Below are 12,728 nucleotides of genomic sequence, written 5' to 3'. Positions count from 1 at the left end.
ATTTTGATTTCATGGCAAATCCACTGAAAGGAAAGAAAATAGTACTCGGCATTACAGGCAGTATTGCCGCTTATAAAGCCTGCCATATCATCCGCGGACTTATAAAACAGGGTGCGGAAGTGCAGGTCGTTATAACCCCTGCGGGAAAAGAATTCATAACTCCCATTACTTTATCCGCCCTCACCGGAAAGCCTGTCATCAGTGAGTTTTTTGCGCAACGTGACGGGACATGGAACAGTCACGTGGATTTGGGCTTGTGGGCGGATGCCATGCTGATAGCTCCGGCCACGGCTTCCACTATCGGCAAAATGGCGAATGGCGTTGCCGACAATATGCTGATAACTACTTATCTGTCTGCGAAAGCTCCTGTGTTTGTGGCTCCGGCGATGGATTTGGATATGTATGCTCATCCGTCCACCCAAAAGAACCTGGAGACGCTGCGCTCGTATGGCAATCATATCATAGAACCGGGCACGGGCGAGCTGGCGAGCCATTTGGTGGGCAAAGGAAGAATGGAAGAACCGGACGTTATCATCCGTCATTTGGAAGAGTTTTTTGCAGCCAAAGACGGTGACCTGGCCGGAAAGAAAATTATGATAACTACCGGACCTACGTATGAAAAAATAGACCCGGTGCGTTTCATCGGCAATTATTCGTCGGGTAAGATGGGTTTTGCGCTTGCCGATGAATGTGCGGCAAGAGGAGCGGCTGTGATTCTGGTTTCGGGACCTGTGCAGCTCCGTACGCATTATCCTATGCATCAACATTTCAATGTCGAGTCTGCCGGACAGATGTTCGAGGCGGCCACTTCTTTGTTTTACAATGCGGATGCCGTTATTATGGCCGCCGCCGTAGCCGACTATACGCCGGAGCAGGTGGCCGATAAGAAGATTAAGCGGGAAAAGACCGGGGATATGTCGTTGGATTTGAAGCCTACGCAGGATATTGCCGCCCGTTTGGGAGAGATGAAGAAGCAATATCCCGGCAAAGTGCTGGTAGGGTTTGCCCTCGAAACCAATGACGAACGACAGAATGCGGAAGATAAGCTGAATCGTAAGAATCTGGACTTTATCGTGCTCAATTCGTTGAATGACAAAGGCGCCGGATTCCGTTACGATACCAATAAAATCAGTATTATAGACCGGAATGGTAAAAAGGATTATCCGTTGAAGTCCAAAGCCGAGGTGGCTGCGGACATTATCGACCATCTGGTGGAAGTGATGAAACATTAATGCTATTTTCGATTATCAACTCTCAATTCTCAATTTTATAAAATGTTGCGTTCTCTATACATACAGAATTATGCGCTTATCGAGAAACTTGATATAGACTTCGGTAGCGGTTTCTCGGTGATTACCGGTGAGACAGGCGCCGGAAAGTCCATTATACTGGGAGCTATCGGTCTGTTGCTGGGGCAGCGCGCCGATGTGAAGTCTATCAGGCGAGGCGCCGCGAAATGTGTGATTGAAGCCCGTTTTGAGATTGCGGGCTACGGCATGCAGCCTTTCTTTGAGGAAAACGAACTGGAATACGAAGATGAGTGCATTCTGCGCCGTGAGGTCTATGCTTCGGGCAAGAGCCGCGCATTCATCAATGATACGCCGGCTTCATTGGTACAGATGAAAGAGCTTGGTGAGCAATTGATTGACGTGCACTCGCAGCATCAGAACTTATTGCTGAACAAAGAGGGTTTCCAGCTGAATGTGTTGGATATATTGGCGCATGATGAAGAAGAACTGGCCGCCTATCAGTCCCTTCATCGGGAATGGAAGCAAGCGCAGCGGGATTTAGAGAACCTTATCGCTCTTGCCGGGCAGAATAAGGCTGATGAAGACTATATCCGTTTTCAGTTGGAGCAGTTGGAAGACGCTCACCTGACTGCCGGAGAGCAGGAAGAACTGGAGCAGGAAGCCGATACGCTGAGCCATGCGGAAGAGATAAAAGCCGGACTGTTTCGTGCCGGTCAGGTGATGAACTCCGATGAAGGCGGTCTGCTCTCCGCGTTGAAAGAGTGTTTGAACACAATGTCGGGGCTGCAGAAAGTATATCCTTCGGCCGGGGAACTTGCCGAGCGTCTGGAAAGCAGCTATATCGAATTGAAAGATATTTCCCAGGAGATTTCAGGAAAGGAAGAAGAGGTTGAATTTAATCCCGCCCGGCTGGAAGAAGTGAACGACCGTTTGAACCTGATTTATACTCTCCAGCAGAAACATCGAGTCTCTACGGTGGACGAACTGCTGGCTTTGGCGGACGATTATGCAGCGAAACTCTCCAACATCACTTCATCGGATGAACAGATTGAAGAACTGAGGTCCCGTAGCGAAGCCTTATATAATAAGGTGAAAAAGCAGGCCGAGGTACTGACCGAATTGCGTACTGCCGCAGCCCGCGAGGTCGAGAAACAAATGGCAGCCCGTTTGATACCGTTAGGAATGCCTAATGTTCGTTTCCGGGTAGAGATAGGTACGCGTAAGGAGCCGGGTGCGCATGGCGCGGATACGGTGGGTTTCCTTTTCTCCGCCAATAAGAACGGGGCGTTGCAGAATATATCTTCGGTAGCTTCGGGCGGTGAGATTGCCCGTGTCATGCTGTCTGTCAAGGCGATGATAGCCGGAGCGGTGAAGCTGCCCACTATCGTATTCGATGAAATAGATACCGGAGTTTCCGGTGAGATAGCCGACCGTATGGCGGACATTATGCAGGAAATGGGGGATAGCGACCGCCAGGTTATCAGCATTACCCACCTGCCGCAGATTGCCGCCCGCGGACGTGCCCATTATAAGGTGTACAAGCAGGATAATGAGACGGAAACCAACAGCCATATCCGCCGCCTGACGGACGAAGAACGGGTAGAGGAGATAGCGCATATGTTGAGTGGCGCCACCTTGACAGAAGCTGCGCTGAACAATGCAAAGGCGTTATTGGGCATCGTCTGACGGGTGCCGTAATTCTGCGCTTGTAAAGTAGAGGTTTACAGCCGTAGCGTAAAGCTCCGGCAGACTGAAGTAAGACAAAAAACAATTAAGATACAATGACAGATAAAAGTGAAATGATTTTCGGCGTTCGCGCCGTAATAGAAGCTATTCAGGCAGGTAAGGACATAGACAAGATATTGGTGAAGAAAGATATTCAGAGCGACTTGTCCAAAGAGTTGTTTGCCGCTTTGAAGGGAACTTTGATTCCCGTGCAACGTGTGCCGGTGGAACGTATCAACCGTTTTACACGCAAGAACCATCAGGGTGTGATAGCGTTTGTTTCCGCCGTGACCTACCAGAAAACGGAAGATCTTGTGCCGTTTCTGTTTGAAGAGGGAAAGAACCCGTTGTTTGTCATGCTGGACGGCATAACGGATGTGCGTAATTTCGGAGCGATAGCCCGTACTTGCGAGTGCGCGGCGGTAGATGCCGTTATTATCCCCGCCAAGAACAGCGTGACGGTGAATGCCGATGCGGTGAAGACTTCGGCGGGAGCGTTGCATACCTTGCCCGTATGCCGCGAGCAGAACTTGAAAGATACCTTGCAGTACCTTAAAAACAGCGGCTTCCATATTGTGGCTGCCACGGAAAAAGGTGATTACGACTACACAAAAGCCGATTATACCGGCCCTATGTGTATCATCATGGGCGCTGAGGATAAAGGCGTCTCTTACGACAACCTTGCATTATGCGACGAATGGGTAAAGATTCCGATGCTGGGTACGATTGAATCTCTTAACGTATCTGTTGCGGCGGGTATTCTGATTTATGAAGCTGTGAAACAAAGAACCAACTAAATATGAAAAAGAAGATTTTCCTGCTTTTCACTCTGTGCCTTCTGGCTCAGTGGAGTGTAGCGCAAGCCCCCAAATGGGTGGAGAAAGCTAAGCGTGCCGTATTCTCGGTGGTCACTTATGGTGAGAATGACAAGATTCTGAATACCGGAAACGGGTTCTTCGTAACGGAAGACGGCGTTGCCTTGTCCGATTACTCTCTGTTCAAGGGAGCGCAACGGGCGGTAGTGATGAACTCGGAAGGCGTACAGATGCCGGTAGTTTCTATTTTGGGCGCAAATGATATGTACGATGTCATTAAGTTTCGTGTAGGCATATCAACCAAGAAAGTTCCTGCATTGGACCCGGCAACCACGGCTCCGGCAGTGGGCGCCAATGTATATATCCTGCCTTATTCCACGCAAAAAGACCGTTCTTATACCGCCGGACAAGTGAAAGCGGCGGATAAGTTCTCCGAAAAGTATTATTACTATACGCTCAACCTGCGTCTGAAAGATAAGATGGTGAGTTGTCCCGTAATGACCGAGGAAGGACAGGTCTTTGCCCTTGCGCAGAAATCATCCGGCGCCGACACCGCAACAATCTGTTATGCGGTAGATGCTAAGTTTGCCATAGACCAGAATGTTTCGGCGTTCTCTTTCAGCGATATGACTTTAAAGAATATCGGCATCAAGAAGGCATTGCCCGATACGGAAGAACAGGCGTTGGTGTTCCTCTTCATGGCTTCTTCACAGGTTACCCCGGAGAAGTACGCCGAACTGCTGGATGACTTCGTCGCCGAATATCCGAATAGCGCGGACGGTTATTTGCGTCGTGCTACCAACCGGTTGTATCAGTCAAAAGATGACGCCTCGATGGATAAGGTGGTGGCCGATATGGATAAGGCCCTGAGCGTAACTCAGAAGAAGGACGATGTATATTACAATCGTGCCAAGCTGATATACAATTATATGTTGGGCAATCCGGAGAAACCTTACAAGGACTGGTCGTACGACAAGGCTGCGGATGAAATAAGAAAGGCGATTGCCGTTCAGGAACTTCCGGTGTACGTACAGACCGAAGGAGATATTTTGTTTGCGAAACAAGATTATCCGGCTGCTTTGGCTTGCTATGAAAAGGTGAATCAGTCCAATCTGGCGTCGGCGGCCACTTTCTTCAGCGCAGCCAAGACCAAAGAACTGATGAAAGCGCCTGCGGAAGAAGTAGTGGCGCTTATGGATAGTTGTATGGCACGCTTCAGCGAGCCGTATACGGAAGAAGCCGCCCCTTATCTGTTGGAACGTGCCCAAGCCCGTATGAATGCGAATCAGGCGCGCGCCGCGATGCTCGACTATGACGCGTATTACAAGACGGTAAACGGCAAGGTGAATGATGTATTCTATTACTATCGTGAGCAGGCCGCCTTGAAAGCCAAGCAGTTCCAGCGTGCGCTGAATGATATGGAAAAGGCTATCGAATTAAGTCCGAAAGATTTGACTTACCGTGCGGAACTTGCCGTTGTCAATATTCGTGTGGGACGTAATGAGGAAGCGCTGAAGGTGCTGCAGGCCGCTTTGGAAATCGACCCTAAATATGCGGAAGCCTATCGTCTGATGGGAATCGCGCAGCTGCAGATGAAGAAAAATCAGGAAGCGTGCCAAAGTTTTGCCAAAGCGAAGGAATTGGGAGATCCGAATGTGGATGAACTGATTAAAAAGCATTGCAAATAAGTGATATACTAACGATAAAGGCTCCGCTTTCACAAGCAGAGCCTTTGTTTGGGAAACTTCCCCATGCTAAAATAAAAGTTAAGTCTAGGTATTAACAGGTTATGAGTGAAATTTCTTTCGTATATTCGTATAGTAAATGCACGGCTTTTAGGAATACTGCATGGACTTATTGATTTTTTTTGAGAATATTGTAAAGAAAGATACGATATACTTGATAATGAACAGATAAAAAGAATAAGAAAATTATGAAGAAAGTAATTTGCAGCCAAAAGGCTCCGGGCGCAATAGGCCCATACAGTCAAGCTATTGAAGCGAACGGAATGGTGTTTGTATCAGGTCAGTTACCCATCGACGCTGCTACCGGAGTGATGGCAGAGGGCGCAGAGGCTCAGGCACGCCAATCGCTGGAGAATGTAAAGCACATTTTGGAAGAAGCAGGATTGAGCATGGCGAATATTGTAAAGACTACCGTTTTTCTGGCGGATATGTCTTTGTTTGCCGATATGAACAAGGTGTACGCCACTTACTTTGACGGAGATTTCCCCGCCCGTTCGGCAGTTGCCGTAAAGGCGCTTCCGAAAGACGCTTTAGTGGAGATCGAGTGCATCGCGGTTCGCTAACAAGTCCGCTACAATAAAGCTGCTGCCACCTACGAAGATAAAGTCTTCCGGGTGGCTTTTTTCTTGCGCTGCGGTTACAGCGGCAGGGACATCCGGATAGCAGCTTCCCCGCAGGCCGGCTTGTGCGGCGCGCGCGCGCAGCTCTTCTTCGGGTAGGGCGCGCTTTACGCAGGCCTTGGTGAAATAGTAGGCGGCGTCTTTGGGAAGCAGGGCGAGTACGCCGCTGATATCCTTGTCATTTACCATACCTATTACAATATGCAGCTGGCGGCAGGTCTGCTGCTTCAATTGTTCTACAATGTAGCTGATGCCGCCTACGTTGTGTCCGGTGTCGCATATCAGGGTGGGGGTGTCCTGCAGCTTTTGCCAGCGTCCCATTAATCCCGTCAGTTCGCAGACATGGGCGAAACCGCTGCGTATGCTTTGTTCGTCTATCCGGTAGCCGGCTTCTTGCAGCAGCGGTAAGGCGGTGAGAATGGTACGCGTGTTCTTTATCTGATAGAGCCCTTGCAATTCTGTTTTCATCCCGGGATAATCTTGTATCATCGTATCTTCCGCGAATATGACCGGAGCTTTTTCTTCCTCCGCTTTTTGCAGGAACACAGGTTTGGTTTCGGGAGTGGTTTCTCCGATGACGACGGGGATGCCTGCCTTGATGATGCCTGCCTTTTCTCCGGCTATCTTTGCCAGCGTGTCGCCTAAAAACTGGGTGTGGTCGAAACTTATGTTGGTGATAAGGCACAAATCCGGATGAATGATGTTTGTGCAGTCCAGCCTGCCGCCCAGCCCGACTTCAATGACGGCTGCATCCACTTTTTCATCGGCAAAATAACGGAAAGCCATGGCGGTGGTCAGCTCGAAGAAAGAAGGGTGCAGAGGCTCGAAAAAGTCACGCTCTTTTTCTACGAAACGTACTACATACTCTTCCGGTATAGGCTGTCCGTTTATACGGATACGTTCGCGGAAGTCCACCAAGTGGGGGGAAGTGTAAAGTCCCACACGATACCCGGCTTCCTGCAATATGGCGGCCAGCGTGTGCGAACAGGAGCCTTTGCCGTTGGTTCCCGCCACATGGATGGTGCGGAACGAGCGGTGGGGATGTCCGAAATGTTCGTCCAGTATACGTGTGTTTTCCAGCCCTTCTTTGTATGCCGAGCCACCCACTTGCTGGAACATGGGCACACTGTTATATAAGTAAGTTAAAGTGTTCTGATAGTCCATCTTTTATAAAAATTAACGGGAAAGCAATCCTTTCTCCCTATTAAAGTGTTATCTTTAGGAACGGCAAAGATAAGGCAATTTTATTTAAGTGCGTATGCTTGCTTTATTTTATATGTCGGTATGAGGTATAAACAATTTAAATCTAAAGAGTATGGGAGCTAAGAAAAACTTTGTGATTGATACCAATGTTATCCTTCACGATTATAACTGTTTGAAGAACTTTCAAGAGAACGACATTTATCTTCCCATTGTAGTGCTTGAAGAACTCGATAAATTCAAGAAAGGCAACGAGCAGATAAATTTCAATGCCCGTGAGTTTGTCCGGGAACTCGACTTGATTACCGACGATAACCTCTTTACCAAAGGTGCTCCGCTGGGAGAGGGGCTGGGACGTTTGTTCGTAGTGGCCGGTTCGGTAGATTCGTCCCGCGTGCGCGACTCTTTCCCTGAACGCATTCCCGATCATCAGATATTGTCCGTCGTTGACTGGCTGACGGAGAAAAAGCCGAAAATGAAATCCATTCTTGTCACCAAAGACGTCAACCTTCGTATGAAAGCGCGCTCCATCGGACTGCTGTGCGAGGATTATATCAATGACAAGGTAATCAATGTGGATATATTTGAAAAATCGAATGAAGTGTTCGAGGGGGTCGACCCTACTTTGATAGACCGTATCTATTCATCCAAAGAGGGGCTGGATATCAGTGAGTTCGACTTTAAGGATGTCATCCATCCCAATGAATGCTTTGTACTGAAAAGCGACCGTAGCAGTGTGCTTGCCCGCTATAATCCTTTTACGCATTCTGTCTGCCGTGTAAACAAGACGAAGAATTACGGTATAGAACCGCGCAACGCCGAGCAGAGCTTCGCTTTTGAAGTGCTGAATGATCCGAATATCAAGTTGGTAGCCCTTACGGGTAAGGCCGGAACCGGTAAGACGCTGTTGGCGCTGGCTGCCGCTTTGGGCAAGTTGACGGATTATAAGCAAATCCTGTTGGCGCGTCCTATCGTCGCCTTATCCAATAAAGACCTTGGTTTCCTGCCGGGTGACGCCAATGAAAAGGTTGCTCCGTATATGCAGCCTTTGTTTGATAATTTGAACGTAATCAAGCATCAGTTTGCATCTAATTCGAGCGAAGTGAAAAGGTTGGAAGATATGCAGAAAAGCGACCAACTGGTTATTGAAGCCCTGGCCTTTATCCGTGGACGCAGCTTGAGCGAGACTTATTGTATCATTGACGAGGCGCAGAACCTTACTCCTCATGAAATCAAAACCATCATAACACGTGCCGGAGAGGGGACGAAGATGGTATTCACGGGTGACATCCAACAGATTGACCAGCCGTATCTGGACAGCCAGTCCAACGGACTTGTCTATATGATAGACCGCATGAGAGATCAGAACCTGTTTGCCCATATCAATTTAGTGAAAGGAGAGCGTAGCCAGCTGAGCGAGTTAGCAAGTAACTTGATGTAACATTTTATCATTTTCTTCTTCGCTTTGATAAAAATTAGTGTATCTTTGCGGTGCCTAAAACAAAAACTGTCAAACGTGATGAAGCGAAACTTTTTTCATCGGTACCTTTCAGCAAAGGTATTGCCGATATGGACTGTTCTATTGATTGATGTGCTTATTATTGTTGTATCCAGTCTGTTGGCTTATGCGCTGCGATATGATTTCCGGAGTCTGTTCTCGGAATCTTCGTCCATAGACATAACGATTGTGTGGACGGTAATCGTCAATGTGATATTCTTTAGAGTGTTTCGTACGTACTCTAACGTGCTTCGCTTTTCATCGTTTGTAGATATAATGCGCATATTCGTATCGCTGACGGTTTCCTACGCATTGTTGCTGATAACGAGTGTGCTGGCAAAAAGTTGCATGGACATTAATGTAGCGCCTGCTACGGTATTGTTCATGTCTTATATCATCAGTTTTGCCATGATGGCGTGTTCCCGTATTGTTGTAAAGATATTCTTTGAAGCGTTGAACTTTGACGGTTCGCACAGCGCCAATGTGTTTATTTACGGAGCCAAAGAGGCCGGAGTGAATATTGCAAAAGCGCTGCGCGTTAATTTGCGTAACCATTACCGTTTGCGCGGTTTCATTGCCGATGAGCCGGAACTTATTAATAAGGTGATGATGGGGGTAAAGGTATATCCCAACGACAACGCCCTGATTGATAATCTGGACGACCGTGACGTGCATACCATTATCGTTTCTCCCGCCAAGATGGAAGCGCTCAAGCGCTCCGACATGGCAGACCGTTTATTGGCGCACAACATCAAACTGATGACGGCTCCGCCGCTGAGTGAATGGAATGGGCAGTTCCTGGACCGTACCCAACTGAAAGAAATCCAGATTGAGGACTTGTTGCAGCGCAATCCGATTGAGATTGATATTCATAAGGTTGCTTCCCATCTGGAAGGCAAGCGGGTGATGATTACCGGTGCCGCCGGTTCTATCGGTAGTGAAATCATGCGTCAGGTGGCTTCTTTCAATCCTTATAAACTGATTCTTGTAGACCAGGCGGAAACTCCGTTGCATGATATTCGTTTGGAACTGCAGGACCGTTGGCGGGACATTGATGCCGAAACCATCATCGCCGATATTTCCAATGCAACTCGTATGGAAGAAATATTCAGACAGTATAAGCCGCAGTATATTTTTCATGCGGCGGCGTACAAGCACGTACCGATGATGGAAGATAATGTATCCGAATCTATTCAGGTAAATGTTTACGGTACATGTACTGTCGCTGATTTGGCGGTGAAATACGGCGCGGAGAAGTTTGTGATGATTTCTACGGACAAGGCGGTGAATCCTACCAATGTAATGGGATGTTCCAAACGTATCTGTGAAATTTACGTTCAGTCGCTGGCGAAAAAGTTACAGGCGGAAGGCGGACATTTCACGCAGTTTATCACTACCCGTTTCGGCAATGTTTTGGGGTCGAACGGTTCGGTCATTCCCCGTTTTCGCGATCAGATACAGCGTGGCGGGCCTGTAACGGTGACTCATCCGGAAATTATACGTTACTTTATGACCATTCCGGAAGCTTGCCGTTTGGTACTCGAAGCCGGTAGTATGGGGCATGGGGGAGAGATTTATATCTTCGATATGGGTAAACCGGTGCGGATTGTAGACCTCGCCAAGCGTATGATCAGTCTTTCCGGACGTACTGATGTCAAGATAGAATTTACAGGGTTACGCCATGGCGAGAAGTTGTATGAGGAACTGCTTAATGTCCGGGAGCTGACAAAACCGACTTATCACGAAAAAATTATGATTGCCACTGTACGCGAGTATGATTATGATGAAGTGCGGGAACGTATTCAGAAGTTGATTGAGGTCAGCTATACTTATGACCAGATGAAGATTGTGGCGGCCATGAAAGATATTGTTCCTGAGTTTGTCAGCAAGAATTCCTGCTTTGAGGTTCTGGATAAGAAAGAGTAGGACCGGTGAACTCTGAAACAGACAACGATTATGATATAAAAGAACGGATGATGCGTTTATCATAAACGCATCATCCGTTTTAGTATGTATCACACTTACTTGTGTGAGGAGAAATATTTCAGGAATTGGGTACGTTCGAATGTATTTACGCCATTCAAGTCGCTTACATTCAGCATGCCTTTGAACTGGTTGATATTCTCCATTCCTTTACGGTCCATCCATAAATTCAGGAAACGAACATATTCGTCAATGATGGCATAGGAATTCTGATACAGCACACTGCATATCTCTACCGCCGAAGCGCCTGCCAGAATAGCTTTTACTACTCCTTCAGGAGCGTGTATGCCGCCAGATGCCGCATAGTCCAGCTTACCGACTGCTGCAGAAGCGATACCTATCCAACGTAAAGATTTAGATAAATCGGCATCTGTGCTGAATACGCTTCCGGCGCTTTGAGCCATCTTTTCAATATCGATATCCGGCTGGTAGAAGCGGTTGAACATGACTACCGCGGCCGCACCGTTAGCATAAAGCTGGTCGATGAGAGCAATAGGGTTGGTAAGATTGTCTCCCAATTTCATGATGACAGGAATATCGACCGTTTTCTTGATGTGGCTCAAGATATCGATATGGCGCTGTTCAAAGGAACCGTAAGCATATTGCATATCAGTTTGCAAAGCAAGAATATTAATTTCCAAAGCATCTGCTCCGGCTTCTTCTATTTTCTTGGCAAACTCAATCCAGTCTGCATCCTGGTAACAGTTGATACTGGCGATGATAGGAATATCGCAGACTTTCTTGCTCTCTTTGATTAAATTCAAATATTCACCCAATTTGTGTTCGCGTATATATCCCACCAGATAATCGCTTCCTTCCGGATACATATTGGGATCTCCAAGCCAGTCGGCTTCCATCATGATTTGCTCCTCGAAAAGAGACTTGAGTACAATAGCTCCTGCCCCGGCTTTATAAAGCTTCTGGTTCTTAGCAGCGCTGTCGGTAAGTCCGGAACTGCTGATAATGATCGGGTTTCTAAGTTTTAACCCTGCAAAAGTAGTTTCTAATGTTGCCATGATAATAGTTATTAGTGATTAATATATTCTTTCTCCAAATATTTTACTTCCTACACGTACCAAAGTGCTGCCGGCGGCAATTGCCTCGTGATAATCGTGTGACATCCCCATAGACAGCTCCCGAAACCACTCTGCATTGGAAAACCATGTGGTCTTAACTTCTTGGAAGAAGCTATTTAATGAACAAAACTCAGCTTTGATTTGTTCGACATTATCGGTATTTGTCGCCATGCCCATCAGTCCGCATATCCGGATGTTCTTAAGCTCTTTCCACTCATCGCCCGTAAGCATTTCCCGACATTCGTCGAAATTGAAACCAAATTTAGTTTCTTCTTGTGCAATGTGCAGTTGGAGCAGGCAGTTTACCATTCGTTCTGCCTTGGCTGCTTGCTTGTTGATTTCGGTGAGAAGTTTGTAGGAGTCAACTCCGTGAATCAATGCTACATAAGGTACGATATATTTGATTTTATTTGTTTGCAGATGTCCGATGAAATGCCATTCTATGTCTTTGGGCAGGCTTTCATATTTGGCTGTCATTTCTTGCACCTTACTTTCTCCGAACACACGTTGCCCTGCACTATAGGCTTCTTCTATGGCTTCGTTAGGGTGAAATTTGGAAACAGCTACCAGTCGCACCCCTTCAGGCAGTTCGCTCAGTACTTGTTTTATATTTTCTGCAATCATCAGTTCTCTTGTTTTATGATTTATAAGCTATAAATCATGAGTACCCAATAATAACTCATAACTTATAACTCATAGCTTAAATTACACTTCCGGCTTATCATTCGGCTCTGCACTGTACGGATATACATCCATGATGGCGGTTTCTGCTACCGATGCAATTTGATAGTCGGCCATTGTACCTTTCATACCCTC

General features: G+C 47.2%; 11 protein-coding genes. 7 read left to right on the top strand and 4 right to left on the bottom strand.

Translation table 11 applies throughout. From position 1 onward, the window contains the following. Nucleotides 1-11: 11 nt before the first annotated feature. From coaBC to I2F54_RS12920, 5 genes are all read left to right on the top strand, one after another. Nucleotides 12-1,232 carry a bifunctional phosphopantothenoylcysteine decarboxylase/phosphopantothenate--cysteine ligase CoaBC gene (coaBC, locus tag I2F54_RS12940; RefSeq protein ID WP_087427052.1) on the top strand — a complete coding sequence of 407 codons (1,221 nt, stop codon included), beginning with the start codon at nucleotides 12-14 and terminating at the stop codon, nucleotides 1,230-1,232. Between the two features lie 42 nt (nucleotides 1,233-1,274). After that, nucleotides 1,275-2,936, top strand: coding sequence for a DNA repair protein RecN (recN, locus tag I2F54_RS12935; protein WP_195501409.1), 1,662 nt, complete (start codon nucleotides 1,275-1,277; stop codon nucleotides 2,934-2,936). 95 nt (nucleotides 2,937-3,031) lie between these two features. Next, the gene (rlmB, locus tag I2F54_RS12930) at nucleotides 3,032-3,772 is read left to right on the top strand and encodes a 23S rRNA (guanosine(2251)-2'-O)-methyltransferase RlmB (RefSeq protein ID WP_009121654.1); all 741 of its coding nucleotides are present in this window, start codon (nucleotides 3,032-3,034) and stop codon (nucleotides 3,770-3,772) included. A 2-nt stretch (nucleotides 3,773-3,774) separates the two neighbouring features. Then, nucleotides 3,775-5,478 carry a tetratricopeptide repeat protein gene (locus tag I2F54_RS12925; protein WP_195501408.1) on the top strand — a complete coding sequence of 568 codons (1,704 nt, stop codon included), beginning with the start codon at nucleotides 3,775-3,777 and terminating at the stop codon, nucleotides 5,476-5,478. A gap of 245 nt (nucleotides 5,479-5,723) precedes the next feature. Next, nucleotides 5,724-6,098 (top strand): RidA family protein, encoded by a 375-nt coding sequence (locus tag I2F54_RS12920; RefSeq protein ID WP_009121656.1) that lies wholly within the window; start codon nucleotides 5,724-5,726, stop codon nucleotides 6,096-6,098. On the opposite strand, the gene I2F54_RS12915 is transcribed toward I2F54_RS12920, so the two are convergent. Further along, nucleotides 6,066-7,319, bottom strand: coding sequence for a bifunctional folylpolyglutamate synthase/dihydrofolate synthase (locus I2F54_RS12915; protein ID WP_195501407.1), 1,254 nt, complete (start codon nucleotides 7,317-7,319; stop codon nucleotides 6,066-6,068). The genes I2F54_RS12920 and I2F54_RS12915 overlap by 33 nt on opposite strands. 151 nt (nucleotides 7,320-7,470) lie before the next feature. On the opposite strand from I2F54_RS12915, the gene I2F54_RS12910 reads away from it, so the two are divergent. Together I2F54_RS12910 and I2F54_RS12905 are read left to right on the top strand one after the other, a co-directional pair. Continuing rightward, nucleotides 7,471-8,796 carry a PhoH family protein gene (locus tag I2F54_RS12910; protein ID WP_087412450.1) on the top strand — a complete coding sequence of 442 codons (1,326 nt, stop codon included), beginning with the start codon at nucleotides 7,471-7,473 and terminating at the stop codon, nucleotides 8,794-8,796. Between the two features lie 78 nt (nucleotides 8,797-8,874). Further along, nucleotides 8,875-10,779: a polysaccharide biosynthesis protein gene (locus tag I2F54_RS12905; protein ID WP_087412449.1), complete on the top strand. Its 1,905-nt coding sequence runs from the start codon at nucleotides 8,875-8,877 to the stop codon at nucleotides 10,777-10,779. A 95-nt stretch (nucleotides 10,780-10,874) separates the two neighbouring features. Here I2F54_RS12905 and I2F54_RS12900 read toward each other — a convergent pair whose 3' ends face one another. The 3 genes from I2F54_RS12900 to I2F54_RS12890 all read right to left on the bottom strand — a co-directional run. Further along, nucleotides 10,875-11,852 carry a dihydroorotate dehydrogenase-like protein gene (locus I2F54_RS12900; protein WP_195501406.1) on the bottom strand — a complete coding sequence of 326 codons (978 nt, stop codon included), beginning with the start codon at nucleotides 11,850-11,852 and terminating at the stop codon, nucleotides 10,875-10,877. 18 nt (nucleotides 11,853-11,870) lie between these two features. Then, nucleotides 11,871-12,539: a YggS family pyridoxal phosphate-dependent enzyme gene (locus I2F54_RS12895; protein ID WP_195501456.1), complete on the bottom strand. Its 669-nt coding sequence runs from the start codon at nucleotides 12,537-12,539 to the stop codon at nucleotides 11,871-11,873. 78 nt (nucleotides 12,540-12,617) lie between these two features. Then, the coding region (locus I2F54_RS12890; RefSeq protein ID WP_195501405.1) for a DUF4494 family protein at nucleotides 12,618-12,728 on the bottom strand (111 nt) is incomplete at its 5' end.

This window comes from Bacteroides clarus (assembly GCF_015555825.1).
Taxonomy (GTDB): Bacteria; Bacteroidota; Bacteroidia; order Bacteroidales; family Bacteroidaceae; genus Bacteroides; species Bacteroides clarus.
This window is presented reverse-complemented; position numbering and strand designations above follow the sequence as displayed.